General features: G+C 64.0%; 19 protein-coding genes. 6 read left to right on the top strand and 13 right to left on the bottom strand.

Going from position 1 to position 19,005, the window contains the following annotated elements:
* Positions 1-63: 63 nt before the first annotated feature.
* Positions 64-1,131 (top strand): alanine racemase, encoded by a 1,068-nt coding sequence (gene alr, locus AAGS40_RS16950; protein ID WP_345815943.1) that lies wholly within the window; start codon positions 64-66, stop codon positions 1,129-1,131.
* A 73-nt stretch (positions 1,132-1,204) separates the two neighbouring features.
* Here the strand turns inward: alr and AAGS40_RS16945 are convergent, their stop codons facing one another.
* Together AAGS40_RS16945 and AAGS40_RS16940 are read right to left on the bottom strand one after the other, a co-directional pair.
* On the bottom strand, positions 1,205-1,348 hold the full coding sequence (locus AAGS40_RS16945; RefSeq protein ID WP_345815942.1) for a hypothetical protein: 144 nt from the start codon (positions 1,346-1,348) through the stop codon (positions 1,205-1,207).
* 63 nt (positions 1,349-1,411) lie between these two features.
* Positions 1,412-1,702, bottom strand: coding sequence for a hypothetical protein (locus AAGS40_RS16940; protein ID WP_345815941.1), 291 nt, complete (start codon positions 1,700-1,702; stop codon positions 1,412-1,414).
* A gap of 294 nt (positions 1,703-1,996) precedes the next feature.
* Between AAGS40_RS16940 and AAGS40_RS16935 the strand changes: the two genes are divergently transcribed.
* A complete protein-coding gene (locus tag AAGS40_RS16935; protein ID WP_345815940.1) occupies positions 1,997-2,218 on the top strand; it encodes a zinc ribbon domain-containing protein in 222 nt (73 codons plus the stop codon).
* 200 nt (positions 2,219-2,418) lie between these two features.
* Here the strand turns inward: AAGS40_RS16935 and msrA are convergent, their stop codons facing one another.
* Positions 2,419-2,928: a peptide-methionine (S)-S-oxide reductase MsrA gene (gene msrA / locus AAGS40_RS16930; RefSeq protein ID WP_345815939.1), complete on the bottom strand. Its 510-nt coding sequence runs from the start codon at positions 2,926-2,928 to the stop codon at positions 2,419-2,421.
* A 135-nt stretch (positions 2,929-3,063) separates the two neighbouring features.
* Positions 3,064-3,222, bottom strand: a complete 159-nt coding sequence (locus AAGS40_RS16925; protein WP_345815938.1) for a hypothetical protein — start codon at positions 3,220-3,222, stop codon at positions 3,064-3,066.
* Positions 3,223-3,572: 350 nt separating this feature from the next.
* Here AAGS40_RS16925 and AAGS40_RS16920 point away from each other — a divergent pair, with 350 nt between their 5' ends.
* Together AAGS40_RS16920 and AAGS40_RS16915 are read left to right on the top strand one after the other, a co-directional pair.
* Positions 3,573-3,956 (top strand): DUF3022 domain-containing protein, encoded by a 384-nt coding sequence (locus AAGS40_RS16920; protein ID WP_345815937.1) that lies wholly within the window; start codon positions 3,573-3,575, stop codon positions 3,954-3,956.
* Between the two features lie 97 nt (positions 3,957-4,053).
* On the top strand, positions 4,054-4,677 hold the full coding sequence (locus tag AAGS40_RS16915; protein ID WP_345815936.1) for a LysE family translocator: 624 nt from the start codon (positions 4,054-4,056) through the stop codon (positions 4,675-4,677).
* A gap of 6 nt (positions 4,678-4,683) precedes the next feature.
* On the opposite strand, the gene AAGS40_RS16910 is transcribed toward AAGS40_RS16915, so the two are convergent.
* Positions 4,684-6,099, bottom strand: a complete 1,416-nt coding sequence (locus tag AAGS40_RS16910) for a PLP-dependent aminotransferase family protein (RefSeq protein WP_345815935.1) — start codon at positions 6,097-6,099, stop codon at positions 4,684-4,686.
* Positions 6,100-6,271: 172 nt separating this feature from the next.
* Here AAGS40_RS16910 and AAGS40_RS16905 point away from each other — a divergent pair, with 172 nt between their 5' ends.
* Positions 6,272-7,600, top strand: coding sequence for an aspartate aminotransferase family protein (locus tag AAGS40_RS16905; protein WP_345815934.1), 1,329 nt, complete (start codon positions 6,272-6,274; stop codon positions 7,598-7,600).
* A 71-nt stretch (positions 7,601-7,671) separates the two neighbouring features.
* On the opposite strand, the gene AAGS40_RS16900 is transcribed toward AAGS40_RS16905, so the two are convergent.
* Positions 7,672-8,190 carry a DUF6496 domain-containing protein gene (locus tag AAGS40_RS16900; protein ID WP_345815933.1) on the bottom strand — a complete coding sequence of 173 codons (519 nt, stop codon included), beginning with the start codon at positions 8,188-8,190 and terminating at the stop codon, positions 7,672-7,674.
* Positions 8,191-8,369: 179 nt separating this feature from the next.
* On the opposite strand from AAGS40_RS16900, the gene AAGS40_RS16895 reads away from it, so the two are divergent.
* Positions 8,370-8,621 (top strand): hypothetical protein, encoded by a 252-nt coding sequence (locus AAGS40_RS16895; RefSeq protein WP_345815932.1) that lies wholly within the window; start codon positions 8,370-8,372, stop codon positions 8,619-8,621.
* Between the two features lie 85 nt (positions 8,622-8,706).
* Here the strand turns inward: AAGS40_RS16895 and AAGS40_RS16890 are convergent, their stop codons facing one another.
* From AAGS40_RS16890 to AAGS40_RS16860, 7 genes are all read right to left on the bottom strand, one after another.
* Positions 8,707-9,915: an ABC transporter substrate-binding protein gene (locus tag AAGS40_RS16890; protein ID WP_345815931.1), complete on the bottom strand. Its 1,209-nt coding sequence runs from the start codon at positions 9,913-9,915 to the stop codon at positions 8,707-8,709.
* A gap of 123 nt (positions 9,916-10,038) precedes the next feature.
* The gene (locus AAGS40_RS16885; protein WP_345815930.1) at positions 10,039-13,650 is read right to left on the bottom strand and encodes a molybdopterin cofactor-binding domain-containing protein; all 3,612 of its coding nucleotides are present in this window, start codon (positions 13,648-13,650) and stop codon (positions 10,039-10,041) included.
* Positions 13,647-14,171 carry a (2Fe-2S)-binding protein gene (locus AAGS40_RS16880; RefSeq protein ID WP_345816600.1) on the bottom strand — a complete coding sequence of 175 codons (525 nt, stop codon included), beginning with the start codon at positions 14,169-14,171 and terminating at the stop codon, positions 13,647-13,649. Before AAGS40_RS16880 ends, AAGS40_RS16885 begins: the two co-directional genes overlap by 4 nt.
* Positions 14,172-14,202: 31 nt before the next feature.
* Positions 14,203-15,402 carry an amidohydrolase family protein gene (locus AAGS40_RS16875; protein WP_345815929.1) on the bottom strand — a complete coding sequence of 400 codons (1,200 nt, stop codon included), beginning with the start codon at positions 15,400-15,402 and terminating at the stop codon, positions 14,203-14,205.
* A gap of 58 nt (positions 15,403-15,460) precedes the next feature.
* On the bottom strand, positions 15,461-16,174 hold the full coding sequence (locus AAGS40_RS16870; RefSeq protein WP_345815928.1) for an ABC transporter ATP-binding protein: 714 nt from the start codon (positions 16,172-16,174) through the stop codon (positions 15,461-15,463).
* Complete coding sequence (locus AAGS40_RS16865) at positions 16,171-16,980, bottom strand: ABC transporter ATP-binding protein (protein WP_345815927.1); 810 nt, start codon at positions 16,978-16,980, stop codon at positions 16,171-16,173. Before AAGS40_RS16865 ends, AAGS40_RS16870 begins: the two co-directional genes overlap by 4 nt.
* On the bottom strand, positions 16,977-18,917 hold the full coding sequence (locus AAGS40_RS16860; RefSeq protein ID WP_345815926.1) for an ABC transporter permease: 1,941 nt from the start codon (positions 18,915-18,917) through the stop codon (positions 16,977-16,979). The genes AAGS40_RS16865 and AAGS40_RS16860 overlap by 4 nt, the downstream gene beginning before the upstream one ends.
* Between the last annotated feature and the right edge of the window lie 88 nt (positions 18,918-19,005).

Genomic DNA, 19,005 nt, shown 5'->3' with positions numbered 1-19,005 from the left:
GCGCGCTATGGGTAGGGACAGGCGCGCGATCGCCATTCAGCACTTCCTTTCTTGCCCGACCGTATGCCGCGCCCCATATCCGCTTCTATCGTTCCCGCAGCAGTGGCTCACAACATCGCCGTCATCCGTCGGCTCGCGCCAAACTCACATGTGTGGGCAGTGGTCAAAGCCAACGCTTACGGTCACGGCATCGAGAGAATTTATCCGGCGCTGGAGGCTGCGGACGGCATCGCATTGCTCGACATGGACGAAGCAGTGCGCGTTCGCGAGTTGGGATGGCAGAAACCGATTCTGCTGCTGGAAGGTGTATTCAAACCGGAAGACGTCGAACTGGCCGACAGGCTCGGACTCAATGTGACGATTCATTGCGAGGAGCAACTCGATCTGGTGCGTTTCGCCCAAATCAGCGGACGTATCGACGTGCACCTGAAAATGAACTCCGGCATGAACCGTCTCGGTTTCGCGCCCGGCGCTTTCCAGGCCGCCTACCAGGCCGCGAAAGACATTCGCCAGATTGGCGACATCACGCTCATGACCCACTTCGCCAATGCGGACGAAGGCGACGTGAGCTGGCAACTCGACCGCTTCGACGAGGCGAGCCGCGGCATTCCTGGTCCGCGCAGTGTCGCCAATTCGGCCGGCGTGCTGTGGCACCGCGCCGCGCATCGCGATTCGGTGCGGCCCGGCATCATTCTGTATGGCGCTTCGCCGTCGGGCGTGTCAACACATATCGCGGAGTTCGGACTGCGCGCGGCGATGGCGCTGAATAGCGAAATCATCGCTGTCCAGAATGTGAATGCGCACGAGACGATCGGCTACGGTCGGAGCTTCGCACCGGAGCAGCCCATGCGTGTGGGCGTCGTGGCTTGCGGATATGCGGATGGTTATCCACGGCACGCGCCGACTGGAACGCCGATCGCCGTCGACGGCGTGCTCACGCGCGTGGTCGGCCGCGTCTCGATGGATATGCTGACGGTCGATCTCACACCGTGTCCGTCCGCGCGGGTCGGATCGCGGGTCGAGCTTTGGGGAGATCAGGTGAAGATCGACGACGTGGCGGCTGCGTCGGGAACGATCTGTTATGAACTGATGTGCGCGCTTGCGCGGCGGGTGCCGGTGCGAACGGTCTGACTGCCAGCAACGGGCTGTCGACGAGCGGCCGCCCGCTTGCCGAAAAGACCGCTTGCTTGCAAAAACCTTGCTCTTATTTGGCGATCGAAAAACTGGCCGGATGACTTTCCGGCGTTCCCGCTACCCGCTCCACACGCGGGGTCGCGCCACGAATGAACAGGATCGCGCAGATGGCGAGCATGGTCCAGATCGACAGAATCACAGTCAGAGTGCTCATTTCAGTCTTTTCGAAGGTTCGAAGTTCGGTACGGCCAGTGTGGCTGCCGGGCGGGTCGGCCCGTCAGTGAGTCATGGGCGAGTCGGAATCGTTGAACAACATTTCGTCGATCAGACGCGTGGTCAGCGCCAGTTGCCTTTCGAGCGACGCGCGCGTTTCTTCCGCACGTAATGCATCGCCGCGTGCGACGGCATCGTGAGCCCGGGTGGCGAGTCGCAGCACGGACACGGACGCCTGGTGAAGCTCGCGCATCCTGGCGGCGTCGGCGGCCGGCGATGACGCATTCCATTCCGGCGTCGCAACGTCGGTCAAGTCAACTTCGAATTCGTAGTTCTTGTCGTGACGAAAAGACATTTCAGGCCCCCTTGGCGCATTTGGCACGATTCCATTGTGCGCTTGGGAGCGGCCGTTCAATCGGTTGAACAGAAGCCACTTTTTCAGGCAATCTTTGGGTTATCGGCAGGTATGCGTTTGACTCAAACGCGATCGGAGCGCAAATATACCTGCGTTGTCGTACGGAATCGACAGGGGATAACGCGGAGTTCAATGTTGGTGAGCGATGCCCCTCAAACGTGCACACCTTGGCCCACGCGGTCCTCGCAAATGGCCGTGTCGCTCACCATCTGTCAGGTTTCACGCTGAAACGATATGCCAGTCTATGACTACGAGTGCGCCGAGTGCGGCGCGTTTGAACTGGTGCGCCGCATCGTCGAGCGCAATGAGAATGCCGCTTGTCCGCAATGCGGGGCGACGGCGCGCCGCGTCGTGATCGGCGCGCCGTCGCTGTCGGGTGACGCCGGCGGCGCACTGGACGAGTCCGCCGGCTCGTACGGCATGCGGCACAGCGGCTCGTGTTTGTGCTGCCGATGAGCTGGCCGGCTCTGCGGGCCTCGGCCTCAGCTGCGCCGTTACCGGGGCATTCGCGCGTGAACGCCGGGGCATGTCAGCGTTCCTGCAGGTCAACGAGCGGGAAAAAACGCGGGGCATAGCGCGCGTCGTCATGGACGGGCGCTGCGCAGAAGCCAGCACGTTGCGCTCTGGCAGCCCGCTCACGGCGACTTAATCGGAACTTAGCTCTGGCGTACGGGAAGCTTCCAGTCCGGGCGAACAAAGTGACACGTGTAACCGTTCGGAATGCGCTCGAGATAGTCCTGATGTTCCGGCTCGGCTTCCCAGAACGGGCCGGCAGCCGCAATCTCCGTGACAACCTTGCCGGGCCACAGCTCGGACGCGTCGACGTCGGCCACGGTGTCTTCAGCAATCCGTTTCTGCTCGTCGTCAAGGTAGAAAATAGCGGAACGGTAGCTCATGCCCACGTCGTTGCCCTGGCGATTCTTCGTGGTCGGATCGTGAATCTGGAAGAAGAATTCAAGGATCTGGCGGTAGCTGATCTTTGACGGATCGAACACGATCTCGATCGCCTCAGCGTGCGTACCGTGGTTGCGATAGGTCGCGTTGGGTACGTCGCCGCCCGAGTAGCCCACACGCGTGGACACCACGCCGGGATAGCGGCGCAGCAGGTCCTGCATGCCCCAGAAGCAGCCGCCGGCCAGGATAGCGGTTTCAGTTTGCGTCGTCATGTGAATGATCTCCGTGATTGGCAATGATCCACCTAGTATCACATTTTGTGACCGGCGCCGCAGTCGATCGCCTTTGCCGCTTTGATCGTCCCGGTCACGTCACTCACACCCGGCACACCGCCTGACAACCGCAGTCTATTGACTCGCGCCCGACGCCTGCGCGGGCGGCGTGCTGTTGACCGCCGGCTCGCTACTCGTCGCGTTCGCGCTGCTCGCCGCTGCGCCCGCGGCATCGTTGACGCGATTTGCAGCGTCGCTGTTGCCTGTACCGTTCGCCGCCGCGGAGTTGCTCATTACGCCGCTGCTCCCCGCACTCATCGAATCTTTGCTCGGCTCGTCGCGCTTGCAGCCGGATTCGACGGCCAGCGTGCCGACTAAAGCAAACCCAATCAGAACCTGTGTAAGACGCCGAGTCACCATGTCCTGCCCCTGTTCATGCATCTCCGTTGCGCAACATCGGGTGCGCGCCGTGCGTCCTGGACCCACGCCTTTCAACATAGCATCGGGTGTGCCGCCTACCGAAAAGCCAAAAAGCCCCGGTGATCGCGGGAATATCGATTGCTGCGCTGCAGATGAAAAGAGGTGGCTTGTACGAGCACTGATGCCACGTCCTAGAATGAACGTAACACGCAATGGAGGCATCAATGAACGAAGCAGAACTGCAACAGCGGGCAGAGGAACTCGAACTGGCGCTCGCGAACGTCTTCGAATCGCCAAAGGCGCCTGCGATCAGCAGCTACGACGAAGGCACGCGGATCTTCCTTCAGGTTTCATGGGTTGTCGAATCTCATGCGGACACGACGCTAGACTCGCGCTGTGCGTTCACGCTGGCGCTCTCAGAAGCGCAGTTCAACCGCTATGCGGCGATGGACACCGCGCAGCGCAAGGCGTTTCAGGAGCGTTTAGCCGGGTGGGCAGGCAAGACGTTTCATGAAAAGCGGCAGAACGCGCCGGCAGACGATGATGACTGTGCCGTCGAAGCGGATGTGCCGGAGACGCTGTTCTCCGAACCACAGGCGCCACAGTAAACAGTATCGGACCGCATCCGTAAAAGCGTATCGGTACTGTACAGGAGGCAGCGGCTAGAATGCTCGTCAAGCATCCCCGACGACATCCGGAGCCACCATGTCTTACGTCACCCTTAGCGCACTGCCGGCAGGCATCCTGTTCGCGCTCGTCACGAGTGTCACCCCCGGCCCGAACAACACAATGCTGCTCGCCTCCGGGGTGAACTTCGGTTTTCGCCGCACGTTGCCGCATCTGTCGGGCATCAGCGCGGGTGTGGTGCTGCTGATGCTCTCGGTCGGAATCGGCCTTGGCGAAGCGTTTGTTCACTTTCCTGTGCTCTATACGGTGCTGGAAGTCGCAAGCGTCGCTTACCTGCTCTATCTGGCCTGGAAGATCGGCACGTCGGGTGAACTGAAGGTTAGGAACGGCGAACGCCGCCCCATGAAATTTCACGAAGCCATTGCGTTCCAGTGGGTGAATCCGAAAGCGTGGATGATGGTGCTGACGGCCGCCACGACAATCCACCTGAGCGAGAGCTACAGCATGAATGCGGTGGCGATGGCGGTGGTTTTCTACGTGGTCGGTTTCCCCTGCATCTGCCTGTGGGCGGGCTTTGGCACTGCCATGCGCCAGGTGTTGTCGGACCCGCGGCGCCTGCGCATGTTCAACATTGGAATGGCAGCGCTGCTGATCGTCTCGCTGTATCCGATTGCGCTCAAACTCATCGTCCACGCAAGCTGAATGCGCTCATCGCGCGCCCTGCCCGATCCGCTCGATGAAGCGCCACAATGCGTCGTCAGTCGAATAGGGCGCGTTGAAGCGGAACCAGGCACTCGGAGCGTCGTCGGGACGAAAATAGGAGCCCGGCGCGAGCCAGATGCCATGTGCGAGCGCGGCGGTGGCGATTTCCGTCGCGCGAGCAGCTTCGATCGGCAGGCGCGCCCATAGAAACAACCCGGCGCGCGGCCGGTGAAACACCTCCAGACCCAACGAGTCCAGCCGCTCTTCAACGGTTGCGTGAGCCAACTTGAGGCGCTCGTTCACTGCATCCACGTGACGCGCGTAGCGCCCTTCCAGCAGCACCTTGTCGACGATCCGCTCGATCGCCTCCGACGACGTCAGTCCCACCGCCATCTTCGTGCGCGCCAGTTCACGCAGCACCGCCTGCTCGGCCACGACATAACCGCAGCGCAAACCCGGCGTGACCGTCTTCGAAAAGCCGCCCACATACAGCACGCGCTGAAGCCCTTCCATTGCGGCAAAAAGCGGCGCGCCGGGTGGCGCGAGTTCACGGCTCACGTCGTCCTCGATCACCCACATGCGTTGCCGTTCGGCGATCTGCAGCAGTCTGAACGCCGCGGACATGCCGAACGTCGCACCGGTCGGATTCTGTAGCGTAGTGTTGACGAAGATCGCCTTCGGCTTGTATTCGGCGACGAGCGCTTCGAGCACGTCCGTATCCACACCCGCTGGCGTGCGCGGTACGCCATGCACCTGGAGCCCGGCGAGCTTCAGGATCTGCAGCAGATTGCAGTAGCCGGGATCTTCGACGATCACCGTGTCGCCCGCGCGCAGCAATGTCCGCACGATCAGATCCAGCCCTTGCGTAGCGCCCTGCGTGAGCAGCACGTTCGATACGTCGACGGGCAAGCCGCGCCGGTCGAGCTGGTCGGCGATCCGTTCGCGCAACGGCGCGAACCCGTAAGGATGGCCGTAGTCGCCCAGACGCGCCGCCGGCACGCGGCTCATTGCGCGCAGCGCATGCTGCAATCCGCTCTCGTTGATCCATTCGTTCGGCAGCCAGCCGCCGCCCGCCTTGATCGGCACCGAATGATCGGCGAAAACGTCGGACAACAGCCAGGTCGCGGTGAGGCTCGGTGGCTGCCAGTCGGTGGGCGCCTTGCGTGGCGCCGGCGTGCGCGCGGCCACGCGGTAGCCGGACCCGCGGCGCGCGACGACGAGCCCCATCGAAACAAGACGGTTGTACGCCTCGGTGACGGTGAAGGTGCTCAGATCATGGCTCTGCGCCAGCTGGCGCACTGACGGCAGAAGCGCGCCCGCACGCAGCGACTGCGCTTCGATCGCGTGCGCGAAGCCTTGTACAACCTGTTCGACGAGAGTAGGCGCAGCGCGCCGGTCGCGCGCAAGCTGGAGTTCGATCATGATTAGAATGGGAAAGCGCGTGCGGCCGAGAATCGACACAGCTAGCGCCGATCCACCAATACAGTTAGCGCCACACCGCGTCAACTGTTTATGCCGTCATTAGACCGCGAACGCTACAGTTTCACCATGCCCCGAAGGAAGTCGCCTCGGGCAACCCATTCTCGGAGATACCATGACTTCGCGCCCTGTCATCGACGACCTGTCGTCTTTCTGGATGCCCTTTACCGCCAACCGCCAGTTCAAGGCCGCGCCGCGCCTGCTGGAATCGGCCAAGGGCATGTACTACCGCAGCACGGACGGGCGCGAAGTGCTCGACGGCTGCGCCGGCCTCTGGTGCGTGAACGCCGGCCATAGCCGCGATGAAATCGTCGCGGCGATCACCGAGCAGCTTTCCACGCTCGACTTCGCGCCGACCTTCCAGATGGGCCACCCGCTCGCGTTCGAAGCGGCCACCAAAGTCGCGGAGCTGATGCCGGCCGGTCTGGACCGCATCTTCTTCACGAATTCGGGCTCGGAATCGGTCGACACCGCGCTGAAAATCGCGCTGGCCTATCACCGTTCACGCGGCGAAGGCCAGCGCACACGGCTGATCGGCCGCGAGCGCGGCTATCACGGTGTCGGGTTCGGCGGCATTTCGGTGGGCGGCATCGCGCCGAATCGCAAGACGTTTTCGGGTGCACTGCTGCCGGCGGTCGATCATTTGCCGCACACGCACAACCTCGAACACAATGCGTTCTCCAAAGGTCAGCCGGCCTGGGGCGCGCATCTCGCCGAAGAACTCGAACGCATCGTCACGCTGCATGATGCGTCGACGATCGCGGCCGTGATCGTCGAGCCGGTGGCAGGCTCGACCGGTGTGCTGATTCCGCCGCAAGGCTATCTGCAGAAGCTGCGCGAGATTTGCACGAAGCACGGCATCCTGCTCATTTTCGACGAAGTGATCACGGGATTCGGCCGGATCGGCAAGGCAACAGCGAGCGAATACTTCGGCGTGACGCCGGACATCATCACCATGGCGAAGGCAATCAACAATGCGTCGATTCCCATGGGCGCGGTCGCCGCGAGCCGCACGATCCACGACTCGATTGTGAATAACGGCGCGCAAAACGCGATCGAGCTGTTCCACGGCTACACGTACTCCGCGCATCCGGCTGCAGCGGCCGCCGCGGTGGCAACGCTCGATCTGTATCGCCGCGAAGGACTGTTCGAGCGCGCCGCCTCACTCGCACCCACGTTCGAAACCGCTGTTCACGCGCTGCGCGACGCGAAGCATGTGAAGGACATTCGCAACCTCGGCCTGATTGCCGGCATCGAGCTGGAGCCGCGCGAAGGCGCGCCGGGCGCTCGCGCTTACGAGACGTTCGTCAAGTGCTTCGAGGCAGGAGTGCTGGTGCGCTTCACCGGCGACATTCTCGCGTTCTCGCCGCCGCTCATCATCAATGAAGAGCAGATTGCGCACATTTTCAAGACGGTGCGCGACGTGCTGGCAACAGTGCAATAAACGCGGGATAAATCGCAGCGCGACCCGTGCTGACGCGCGGGCCGCACTTGCAGAACCAGCCGTCAGTCAGCTTAATGATGCGCGCGCGAAGCTCGCGTCTGCGCCGCCTTCTTCGCGGCGGCCGAACGTCCCGCTGCGCCCTTGGTTGCGGCGGCTTTCTTTGCTGCGGCTGAGCGGCTAGCAGCAGGACGTTTGGCCGCTGCGGTCTTCGTCTGTTTAGACAATGCTGCCTTCGACGCGCCCGCCGTGCCTTCCCGCTTGAGCGCATTGGCCGATGCGCGTGAACGCTTCGACGTCGACTCCGTGCTCTTGCTGGCGATGCTTTTGTGCTCGCCGGCGGCGTTGTCCTTGGCCGCTTTCTTGCGGGTCGCCTCGCTCGTCGCCCCCTTCTTCGGCGCCTTCACGGCGACGCCCGAGCGGCGCGCTTCGGAAAGACCAATCGCAATGGCCTGTTTGGCCGAACGCACGCCATGCTTGCCGGCACGCACGTTGTCGACCTGTTCCTTCACGAACTCTCCAGCCTGAGTACTTGCGGACTTGCCGGCACGCTTGTCGGCCGCGGCGCGCTTCACGGTTTTCTGTTCGGGCATGACAGTTCTCCAGTTAGGTATCGCCTCCTTCGTTCAGCAACGGCTGTGCCTCGCCGCTGCGCGAGCGGTCGACGGCTGGTTCAAGGGAAACTGGCAAAGGAGACTCGCGTCCGACACGCCGACGGCGTATGGTGTCGGCAAGGGGTTGGCATCACGGCCCAACCCGTCCGGAGGTTCCCATGAAGACACCGACCGTCCGCGCGGGCGCGCACATCGAGGGCGTGCACTGGATTGCGGAATACGCCGCGGACGTCCACGAAATCCGCATCTTTCGTGAAGGCCAGGAAGTGGACGTGCACGACGCACCGTCCACGCTATTCGGCGACGAGCAGAACGCAGGATCCAAAAGCACGGCCGATCATCGCGCGATGGAGGCCGCCGTGCTGGCTTATCTGAAGCGGTTCGTCAGCGAACACGACGCGGAAGAATAGGACGGGGCGGCGCGGCGGCCACCCCGTGTCTCGCCAACGCCTGCGAGTCTGCGCAGGCGTCGGTCACAGGCCAGCCAGGGGCTGCCTAGTCAGCCGGGCGCAGCTTTTTCACGTCGGCGTCCGACGGCTGCACGCTCGCGCCGTCCACATAGCGATACGAAGTCATCACGCCCTTGCCGTCTTTCACGCCGGTCACGCCGACATAAGCGCCCATGGTCGACTGATTGTCCTGCGCGCGGTACGTGATCGGGCCGAACGGCGTGTCCACCGCGAGTCCCTTGAAAGCGGCCGCGAGTTTGTCCGGATCGACGGAACCGGCCTTCTTGATGCCTGCGGCAAGCGACATCATTGCCGAGTAGCCGACTACCGAGCCGAGACGCGGATAGTCGTGATACTTCGCCTCGTAAGCGTCGACGAACTTCTTGTTGGCCGCCGTATCGATCGAATACCACGGGTAGCCCGTCACGATCCAGCCGGTCGGCGCTTCGGCACCAAGCGGATCGAGGTAATCCGGCTCGCCGGTGAGCAGCGACACGACGCTGCGGTCCTTGAAGAGCCCGCGCGTATTGCCCTCGCGGACGAACTTGCCGAGGTCTGCGCCGAACAGCACGTTGAAGATCGCGTCGGGTTTCGCGTCGGCGATGGCCTGGGTGACCGCGCCCGCATCCACGTTGCCGAGCGGCGTAGCCTGCTCGGCGACGAACTGCACGTCGGGCTGCGCAGCCGTCATCAGTTTCTTGAACGTCGCCACCGCGGACTGGCCGTACTCGTAGTTCGGATAGACGAGCGCCCAGCGCTTTTTCTTCAGCTTGAGCGCTTCCGGCACCAGCATGGCCACCTGCATATAGGTGGACGGCCGCAGACGGTACGTGTACCTGTTGCCATCGGCCCAGACGATCTTGTCGGTCAACGGCTCCGCTGCCAGGAAGAAAATCTTTTTCTGCTTCGCGAAGTCGGTCAATGCGAGGCCGGTGTTCGACAGGAAACCGCCAAACAGCAATTGCACCTGCTCGCGCGCAATCAGCTCCTGCGCGACGCGAATCGTGTCGCCGGAATTGCCGTTGTCGTCGCGCGAGATGACTTCGAGTGGCTTGCCGAGCACGCCGCCTGCCGAGTTGATCTGGTCGAGCGCGAGATTCCAGCCGTTCCTGTAAGGCCCGAGAAAGGCCGGTTGCGCCTTATAGCTGTTGATTTCGCCGATCTTGATGCTCTGCTGCGCATTCGCACCCAGTGCAGCGAACGACAGTACGGTTGAAATCGTGAAGCGAGAGATCCATCCTGCGCGCGTGGTCATGCGTTTCTCCGTTATTGAATAGTGCGGAAATGCGGGATTGCGGTTGTTCTGCTGAGGCGTTAATACGATTGACGGCGCTCGCGCGACGCTTCCGCGACGCCTGGCCCACGTCTGAGCGACGCCTCACTGCGCGCGCGTCTCTGCGCGAATCCGGCCGACGCTCGCCGCGACGTTCTGCCATGCCGGTTTGCCGCCGGCGAATTGCTGGCGCAGGTACGACACGAGTTCGGCGACCTGGGCGTCGTTGAAACTGTCGCGATAAGCCGGCATCGTACCGAGTTCGGCGCGGGCAGGCGAGTCGATACCATCGAGAATCACGCGAATCAGATTATCAGGCGTCGCGCTGTGCAGATTCGTGTTAAGCGCAAGCGACGGATGCGCACCGAAGAGTTGCGGCCCGCTGCCCGTGTGGTGACAGGCGGCGCACGCGCCGTCGAACAGTCGCGCGCCGGGCGTGGACGGCGCGCCTGTCATCGCACTGGCGTGCTCGTACTGGCGCGCCGTTGCCGCAAGATCCGCATTCAACTCCAACGGCGCGAGCGACGCAAGATAAGTGGCCATCGCGCGAATATCGCTGTCGGGCAGCGCGGCCAGATCGCCGACCACGGGCGCCATCGGCCCGGCTGCGACGCCGTGCAGCGGCGCATGCCCATGGCGCAGATAGCTGAACAGCTCGTCCTCGCTCCACGGCACGGGCGAGTTCGACAACGTCGTCAATGCGGGCGCTTCCCAGCCTTCCGCGAGGCCGCCACCCATGAACGCCGCGCCGGTCTTCTCAGCGCCGAACGCGTTGCGCGGCGTATGGCACGCGCTGCAATGCCCCAGGCCGTTCACCAGATACGCGCCGCGATTCCATTGCGCGCTTTGGGTCGCGCTGGCTGTGAACGTATGGCGCCCGAGAAAGAGGACGTTCCACGCGGCCATGAGCGGACGCACGCCGAACGGAAACGCCAGCTTCGTATCGGGCGGACGCGAGCGCACGGGCGGCTGCGCCATCAGATACGCGTAGAGCGCCTTGAGATCCTCGTCTGACGTGTTTTTGAAAGACGTGTACGGAAACGCCGGGTAGAGATGGTGTCCGTCGCGGCTGATTCCCTTGCGCATGGCGCGGGTAAACGCGTCGAGCGACCAGTTGCCGATACCCGTCAGTCCGTCGGGCGTGATGTTGGTGCTATAGACCGTGCCGAACGGCGTGTCCAGCGGTTTGCCGCCCGCGTTCGGCACGCCGTTGTGCGCGGTATGGCAAACGGCGCAATTGCCGAGCGACGCGAGCACTTTGCCGCGCGCGACGAGTTCCGGCGCAAAGGCATGCGCGAGGGGCGGTGTGACAGGCGCAATGGCTGGCGGCGCAAACGTCAGCGCACCTAACCAGCCTGCCGCGCCCGCGGCGAACGCGCCGAGAAAGCCCAGACGCCGGCGCTTTTTCCTGCGGGCGGCGGCGTCCTGCGCGGTGGCATCGGCGAGTGCCGCGCGAATCGTCTCCGGCGTGAACGGTGGACGGCGAAAGCGCACGCCGGTCGCGTCGAACAGTGCGTTGGCGATCGCCGCCGCGCCAGGCAACGACGCGGACTCGCCGGCGCCCATCGGCGGCTCGCCATGACGCGGCATCATCACGACGTCGATCACCGGCACCTCGCGGAATGTCAGGATGGGATACGCGCCCCACTCCTGGCTCGTCACCGCGTTCTCGCCGAACGTCACGCGCTCCTTCAATGCGCGGCTCGTCGCCTGAATCACGTTGCCGTGAATCTGATGACGCACGCCATCCGGATTCACCATCGTGCCGGTATCCTGACCCACCACGACGCGCGTCACCGCCAGCTCGCCGCTCCTGCGGTTCACTTCGACATCGGCGACCCACGCGGACCATGCCGCGCCGAAGCCGGGAAACTTGCTATGCACGTAGCGGGCGTACGCAAAGCCTCTGCCGCGAACCACGTCGCCTTCCTGCGGCGCTTCTTTCCCCGCGGCTTCGCGCGGCTGCCATCCTGCCTTGTCGGCGACAGCCTTGACGAGGTCGATCGCGCGCGGATCCTTCAGATGCTTTAACCGGAATTCGACGGGATCGACGCCCGCCTGCGCCGCGAGTTCGTCGATGAAAGACTCGTGCGCGAACGTGTTCGGCAATGCGGACACGCCGCGCAGCCACGATGCCCGCACGATCGGCGGCGTGTCGTCGCAGACGACGCGCAGGTTGCGATAGTCGTAAGGCGGCACGGCCGTGCGGTCGCCCATTTCGAACACCTGCGGCTGCGCGGAAATCGTACCGGTGAGCAGCAACGCGAGCGTCGGCGCATCGTTCGACGGATAACGCGTGGCGAAGTCATAGGCTGCGAGCTCGCCCTCGGCGCCGAGTGCGCCACGCACGTCCATTAATTGCGCGGCGCCCTTCGGCTCCCATGCGTGTTCATCCTCGCGCGACAGTTGCACGCGCACCGGACTGCCGGTCGCGCGCGAGAGTAACGCGGCGTCGGCGGCCACGTCGTCCGCGCAGTTGCGGCCGTAGCAGCCGGCCGCATCCATGCGCACGATCTCGATGCGCGCTTCGTCGATCGACAGCAGCAGCGCGAGGTCCGCGCGCAGCGAATGCGGATTCTGCGTGCCGGACCACACCTTCAGTGCGCCGTCCCGATAGTCGGCAACCGCGCACGATGGGCCGATCGACGCATGCAGCTGAAACGGCCACACATAAGTGCGTTCGAGCGTGCGGTCAGGGTCGGCGGCGAGCGCGGCGTCCACGTCGCCCTCGATCAGCAGATCACGCCGCGTGGACGGATTGGCGCGCAACGCCGCTTCCACTTCCTCGCTCGTGTCGAGCGGCGGCAGGCCATCGACGGCTTTCCACCGCACGTCGAGCCGCTTGACCGCCCGCTGCGCGATCTCCTCACGCTCCGCGACAATGCCGACGAAATCGCGAATCACCACGACCTTGACGATACCCGGCAGGTCTCCCAACGATGCTTCATCGACGTGCAGCAGCGTATTGCCCATGAAGTCGCCCTGCGCAACGCCCGCATACGGCGGCCTGACGACCCGGCCATGCAGCATGCCGGGGACACGCACATCGTGGACGAAACTCAGTTCGCCGGTGGCCTTGGCGGGAATATCCACGCGCGGCGTGCTCCTGCCGACGATCCGGTAAGCGTCGGGCGATTTCAACGACGCATCGTTGGAAAGCTTCAGTTCGACGCGCCGGCCCGTGACCAGCTCGCCGTATGTCACCGTACGTGCACCCGGATCATCGCGCTGAACGATCACGCCGTCGCGTACGTCGAGCCGTTGCGCAGCGACGCCGAGCCGCGCGGCCGCTTCGTTCAGAAGGTATTGACGCGCCTGCGCCGCTGCCTGCCTGAGCGGCACCGCCGAAATCTGGATCGTGGCGCTCGCAATCGTCGGCCCCTGATTGGGTGCTTCGGTCGTATGACCGAGCACCATCGAGACGCGGGTAAGCGGCACATCGAGTTCTTCCGCGACGATTTGCGCAAGCGCGGTGCCGATCCCCGTGCCGAGGTCCACGTGTCCATTGAATGCGATCGCGCTGCCGTCGTCGCGCACGGCGAGAAACAGGTCCGCTTCGGTCGGCGCGAAAGACGACCGCGAGCCGGGTTGACCCACCGCGGGCTTCACCGGCGCTTGCGGCGGCCGTGCGACGATCAGCACGCTCTGTGCGTCGTAGAGCTGCTTGCGCGTCGGCATAGCCGGGCGGCGGTCGACGCTGAAGTCCGGGCCGGTCATGTCTGCGCTTCCGGCGCGGGCACCGCTTGCGCGGTTTGCGCGGTTCGCGCGGCCAGCAGTTCGGCGGCGCGCTGCACCGCGCGCACGATTTCCACGTGCGTACCGCAGCGGCACAGGTTGCGCGACAGTTCCCGGCGGATCGTCTCGACGCCCGGCTGCGGATCGCGGTCGAGCAGCGCCTTCGCCGTCATGATCATGCCGCTCAGACAGTAGCCGCATTGCGCGGCCTGCTCCTCGATGAACGCCTGCTGGACCGGGTGCAACGCGGCGCGCGTGCCAAGTCCTTCAAGCGTGGTAATTTCGCGGCCCAACGCGACTTGCGCGGTGGTCACACAGGCACGCGTGGGCATGCCGTCGAGCAGCACCGTGCAGGCGCCGCACTCGCCGAGTCCGCAGCCGAACTTCGGGCCGTTCAACGCGAGGTCGTTGCGCAGCAGATAGAGCAGCGGCGTGTCGACAGCGGCGCTGACCCGATGCGTCGCGCCGTTCACGTTCAGCGTGAGAGTCGCCGCCTGCTTCATCGCTGTGACGGCCATGCCGCGCGCTGGCCGTTCAAAGCACCACCGGCACTTCGGTCGCCGGCGGCGTGTTGCGGCTACGCCGGCAGCGGATCAGCCCATCGATCATCACCATCCCCACGCCCGGAATATCGCCGAGTTGCACGCTTTCGAGCAGCGTGTCCGCGGCGGTGTGCTGCGCGCGGTCCATGAACACCAGGTCGGCGGGACGGCCCACTTCGATCAAACCCTGGCGCAAATCGCGCTGCCGCGCGGTGTTGCCGGTGGCGAAGCAGAACGCGATTTCGGCGGGCACATCGGCGAGACTCGAAATCAACGCAATCATCCGCAGAATGCCGAGCGGCTGCACGCCCGAACCGGCCGGGCTGTCCGTGCCGAGAATGATCCGGTGCGGACACTTCAGCTCGATCGCATGACGCGCGGTGAGCAACGCAATACGCTCGTTGCCGTTGTGAACGATCTCCAGCGCGCGGGTCGATCGTTCGCACAGATCGCATACGTGCCGGTACGACAGCGAAGTATGGCCGCCGTTGATATGGCCGATCACGTCGGCGTCGGCGGCGAGCACCACGTCGCGGTCAATCAGCCCGGAGCCGGGAATGGACGGACCGCCGGTGTGGATCGTGCTCTGAATGCCGTACTTGCGCGCCCACGCGACCATCTGCGCGGCTTCCTCGCCGCCTTTCACGCTGCCGAGCCCCACTTCGCCGAGCAGCTTCACGCCGGCCTCGGAAAGCTCCTTGAAGTCTTCTTCGACCATGCCCTTTTCGATCACCGGCGCGCCCGCCATCACCTTGACGCCGCCGCCGACGCCCGCGCCGCGCATACCTTCGAACGAACGCTGCGCGGTGATCGCGAGCGCCTTGACGCCTAGCACATCTTTCGGACGACCAGGCAAATGCACCTCGCCCGCGGATATCATCGTCGTGACGCCGCCGTTCAGATTCGACTCGATCCAGCCCATCTGATTCTGGCGCGGCGTCCAGTCGCCGAACACCGGATGCACGTGCGAGTCGATCAGACCGGGCGCGACGGTGGTGCCCTTGCAATCCACGGTCATACGCGCGCCTTCGAGATCGCAATCTTTTTCCTTGCCGACGGCGACGATCACGCCGTCGTCGATCACGAGCGTGTCGGCGTCGAGAATTGGCTGATCGATGTCGCCGGATAACAGCAGCCCGATGTTCGTTACCGCGACCTTGCCCGACAAGCCTGTCAACGTCTCTGCTGCCATCTGCCTCTCCTTTCGCCACGACTGTCCAGCGCCGCCCGAAAACGCGCGCCAATGGAAATCACACGCTCAGATACGCGCGCCTCACTGTTTCGTTCCTTGCGAGTTCGCCGATCGTGCCGCTGAAACGGATTTGCCCTTTTTCGAGGACATACGCGCGGTCGCTGACCAGCTCGGCAAAGTGCAGATTCTGTTCGGACAACAGAATGGACAGCCCTTCGCGCTTGAGTTCGAGAATCATGTTCGCCATCTGTTCGACGATCACCGGCGCGACGCCCTCCGACGGTTCGTCGAGCAGCACCAGATACGGATTGCCCATCAACGTACGCGACACCGTGAGCATCTGCTGCTCGCCGCCGCTCATCTGGCCGCCGGGCCGCTTCGGCATTTCGCCGAGATTCGGAAAGAGGCGAAAGAGTTTTTCGGGCGTCCACTGTGGCGCGCCTTCGCGGGGCGGCTGACGGCCGGTGGCCAGGTTTTCCATCACCGTCAGATCGGCGAACACACGCCGGTCTTCCGGTACGAAACCCATGCCCATGCGCGCGATCCGGTACGGTTGCAGCGACGCAATGTTCTGGCCGCGAAAATGGACTTCGCCTTGACGACGTGGCAGCAGACCCATCACCGCCTTCATCGTCGTCGATTTGCCCGCGCCGTTGCGGCCCATGAGCGCGACGACTTCGCCGCGCCCGACTTCGAGGCCGACGTCGAACAGAATGTGCGCGCGGCCATAGAACGCATTGAGCCCGGACACTTTCAGCATCGGCTCGCTCATTGCAGCGCTCCTTGTCCCGGCTGACCACCCGCCGTTTCGTGCAGCGGCGCATGCGGCTGGAACGTCTTGCCGGTGCCGAAATACACCTGCTGTACACGCGCGTCGTTGCGGATCGTCTCGGCGTCGCCCTGCGCAATCAGCTTGCCGCGCGCCAGCACGATCATGCGGTCCGCGTAGGCGAACACGACATCCATGCTGTGCTCGGTGAACAGCACGCCGATCCGGTGTTCGACGACAAGGCGCCTCGTGAGCGCCATCAATTCGTTGCGCTCCCTCGGCGCCATGCCGGCGGTGGGCTCGTCCATCAGCAGCAGTTTCGGCCGGTTGGCGAGCGCGATTGCCAACTCCACGCGCTTCACGTCGCCATAGGCGAGCACGCCGCATGCGCGATTCGCGTCGGCGGCCATGCCGACCTGATCGAGCAAGGCGAGCGCTTCATCGGCATAACGGGCGCCGGCCGGCTTCCACAGACCAAACGTCTTGCGCTCGCGCGAAACGAGCGCCATCTGCACGTTTTCGAGCACGGTCATGGAATTGAACGTGGCCGCAATCTGGAACGTACGGCCCACGCCGAGACGCCAGATGTCGCGCGGGCGCATGCCGACGAGCTCCTGGTTTTCCAGCAGGATCGAGCCGGAAGAAGGCCGCAACTGACCATTGACCATGTTGAAGCAGGTGGACTTGCCGGCGCCGTTCGGACCGAGCAACGCCAGTAGCTGACCCGCTTCGAGCGAGAACGATACGTCGTCCACGGCCTTCAGGCCACCGAACGATTTACTGAGCCCGGAAACGCGTAGCAGACTCATAGCCCCTCCTCGACCGCCGTCCGCCGCGCGGACGGTGCAGTGCCTGATCGGGCGTTGTCAGCATATTCGTCGCCGAAACGGTCGCGAACGAAGCCGACAATGCCTTGCGGGAACGCAATCACGAGCAGCAGGATCGCGAAGCCGAGCAGCGCCTGCCAATAGTCCGTCTGACGCGCGACCGTGTCCTGCAACCAGGTGAAAACCGCCGCGCCGACGATCGGGCCGGTCAGTGTTTGCAGGCCGCCGAGTAAAACCATCACGAGGCCATCGACCGAACGGCTCACGCTGATCACTTCTGGCGAAATCGTTCCTTTGGAGAATGCGTAGAGTGAGCCGGCAAGTCCACAGAACAATGATGCAATCACGAATGCTGCCCATTGCACGCGCTTCACGTCGATGCCGATAGCTTCCGCCCGCAACACGGAATCGCGCGACGCGCGCATCGCATAACCCAGCGGCGAGAACAGCATCCTGCGCAACAGCCACACGCCGACCACGGCGCAAGCAAGCGTCAGATAGTAGAAGGCGACCGGCGACGCCAGCCAGTTCGACGGCCATAGCCCGAGCACGCCGTTGCTGCCGCCCGTCACGTCGTCCCACTGAAATACGACCGACCACACGATTTGCGCGAACGCGAGCGTCAGCATCGCGAGATAGACGCCGGAAAGCCGCACGCAAAACCAGCCGAATACGAGTGCGCCAACTACCGCCAGCAATGGTCCGAGCAGCAGCGCGGCTTCCATGGGCAGATTCAGGACTTTGAGGAACAGCGCAGCGCCGTAGGCGCCGAGGCCGAAGTACGCGGCGTGGCCGAACGAATGCATGCCGCCCGGTCCCATGATGAAGTGCAAGCTCGTCGCGAACAGCACCGCAATCAGGATTTCGACCAGCAGCACCGGCATATAGGGAAAAGCGTTGGCAGCAAGCGGCGCGAACACCAGCACGAGCAACGCAATCGCGGCCAGCCATTTCAACCGCTTGCCGGCGGGACGCAGCGGCGTTTCGGGCGCGGCCATGCCGCGCACCACTGCACTCGCCTTGCCAAGCAGGCCCCAGGGCCGCACGACGAGCACGACGGCCATCACGACGAATTCAGCCACGAGCGTAAAACGGCTCAGCGACAAGCCAACGCCGAAGATCGTCACGTGCCCGATGCCGATACACAGCGCCTTGATCTCCGCGATGATCAGCGCGGCGACGAACGCGCCCGGAATCGAGCCCATACCGCCGACCACGACGACCACGAATGCGTTACCAATGGTCTCCAGGTCCAGCGACAGATTCGCCGACATGCGCGGCCCTTGCAGCGCGCCGCCGAGTCCCGCGAGAAACGCGCCGACGAAGAACACCCCGGTAAAAAGCCAGGCCTGGTTGATGCCGAGCGCGCCAAGCATCTCGCGGTCCTGCGTCGCGGCGCGCACGAGCGTGCCCCAGCGCGTGCGCGTGAGCGTATACCACAGCAGCAACAGCACCACGGGTCCGATCACGATCAACGCGATGTCGTACGTGGGCAGCGGATGGCCGAGAAAATCGACCGCGCCCGCGAGATGCGGCGCGCGCGGTCCGAACAGATCTTCCGGTCCCCAGAGCCACAATGCGGCGTCGCGGAAAATCAGGACCAGCGCGAACGTGGCGAGCAGATGGAATAGCTCCGGCGCCTGGTAAATGCGGCGCAACACCACCATTTCGACGAGCGCGCCCAGCACCGCGACTACCAGCGCGGCGGCCAGCACCGACAACCAGAAACCCGCAGCCGTGTGCCCGAAGCGGCTCGCGACGCTATACGCGACATAGATGCCGAACATATAAAACGAGCCGTGCGCAAAGTTGACGATGCGCGTCACGCCGAAAATCAATGACAAACCGGCGGCGACCAGAAATAGCGTCGACGCATCGGCGAGTCCATTGACCAGTTGTACCAGCAGATTCGAAAGCATCACAACCCTCGGCAGCTTGCTCGACCGTCCGGCGCGATGAGCGCATCCGGCACGGTCGGCACACGTTGCAGCGCGTGCGGCACCATGC

This window comes from Paraburkholderia sp. PREW-6R, assembly GCF_039621805.1.
Classification (GTDB): domain Bacteria; phylum Pseudomonadota; class Gammaproteobacteria; order Burkholderiales; family Burkholderiaceae; genus Paraburkholderia.
The sequence above is the reverse complement of the archived record's forward strand: the minus strand, read 5'-3'. Positions and strand labels throughout refer to the sequence as shown.

What these genes read in the sequence shown, in the direction of transcription:
- alr (WP_345815943.1), top strand. Translation starts at nt 64, where the DNA reads ATGCCGCGCCCCATATCCGCTTCTATCGTTCCCGCAGCAGTGGCTCAC.
- AAGS40_RS16945 (WP_345815942.1), bottom strand. Translation starts at nt 1,348, where the DNA reads ATGAGCACTCTGACTGTGATTCTGTCGATCTGGACCATGCTCGCCATC.
- AAGS40_RS16940 (WP_345815941.1), bottom strand. Translation starts at nt 1,702, where the DNA reads ATGTCTTTTCGTCACGACAAGAACTACGAATTCGAAGTTGACTTGACC.
- AAGS40_RS16935 (WP_345815940.1), top strand. Translation starts at nt 1,997, where the DNA reads ATGCCAGTCTATGACTACGAGTGCGCCGAGTGCGGCGCGTTTGAACTG.
- msrA (WP_345815939.1), bottom strand. Translation starts at nt 2,928, where the DNA reads ATGACGACGCAAACTGAAACCGCTATCCTGGCCGGCGGCTGCTTCTGG.
- AAGS40_RS16925 (WP_345815938.1), bottom strand. Translation starts at nt 3,222, where the DNA reads ATGAGCAACTCCGCGGCGGCGAACGGTACAGGCAACAGCGACGCTGCA.
- AAGS40_RS16920 (WP_345815937.1), top strand. Translation starts at nt 3,573, where the DNA reads ATGAACGAAGCAGAACTGCAACAGCGGGCAGAGGAACTCGAACTGGCG.
- AAGS40_RS16915 (WP_345815936.1), top strand. Translation starts at nt 4,054, where the DNA reads ATGTCTTACGTCACCCTTAGCGCACTGCCGGCAGGCATCCTGTTCGCG.
- AAGS40_RS16910 (WP_345815935.1), bottom strand. Translation starts at nt 6,099, where the DNA reads ATGATCGAACTCCAGCTTGCGCGCGACCGGCGCGCTGCGCCTACTCTC.
- AAGS40_RS16905 (WP_345815934.1), top strand. Translation starts at nt 6,272, where the DNA reads ATGACTTCGCGCCCTGTCATCGACGACCTGTCGTCTTTCTGGATGCCC.
- AAGS40_RS16900 (WP_345815933.1), bottom strand. Translation starts at nt 8,190, where the DNA reads ATGCCCGAACAGAAAACCGTGAAGCGCGCCGCGGCCGACAAGCGTGCC.
- AAGS40_RS16895 (WP_345815932.1), top strand. Translation starts at nt 8,370, where the DNA reads ATGAAGACACCGACCGTCCGCGCGGGCGCGCACATCGAGGGCGTGCAC.
- AAGS40_RS16890 (WP_345815931.1), bottom strand. Translation starts at nt 9,915, where the DNA reads ATGACCACGCGCGCAGGATGGATCTCTCGCTTCACGATTTCAACCGTA.
- AAGS40_RS16885 (WP_345815930.1), bottom strand. Translation starts at nt 13,650, where the DNA reads ATGACCGGCCCGGACTTCAGCGTCGACCGCCGCCCGGCTATGCCGACG.
- AAGS40_RS16880 (WP_345816600.1), bottom strand. Translation starts at nt 14,171, where the DNA reads ATGAAGCAGGCGGCGACTCTCACGCTGAACGTGAACGGCGCGACGCAT.
- AAGS40_RS16875 (WP_345815929.1), bottom strand. Translation starts at nt 15,402, where the DNA reads ATGGCAGCAGAGACGTTGACAGGCTTGTCGGGCAAGGTCGCGGTAACG.
- AAGS40_RS16870 (WP_345815928.1), bottom strand. Translation starts at nt 16,174, where the DNA reads ATGAGCGAGCCGATGCTGAAAGTGTCCGGGCTCAATGCGTTCTATGGC.
- AAGS40_RS16865 (WP_345815927.1), bottom strand. Translation starts at nt 16,980, where the DNA reads ATGAGTCTGCTACGCGTTTCCGGGCTCAGTAAATCGTTCGGTGGCCTG.
- AAGS40_RS16860 (WP_345815926.1), bottom strand. Translation starts at nt 18,917, where the DNA reads ATGCTTTCGAATCTGCTGGTACAACTGGTCAATGGACTCGCCGATGCG.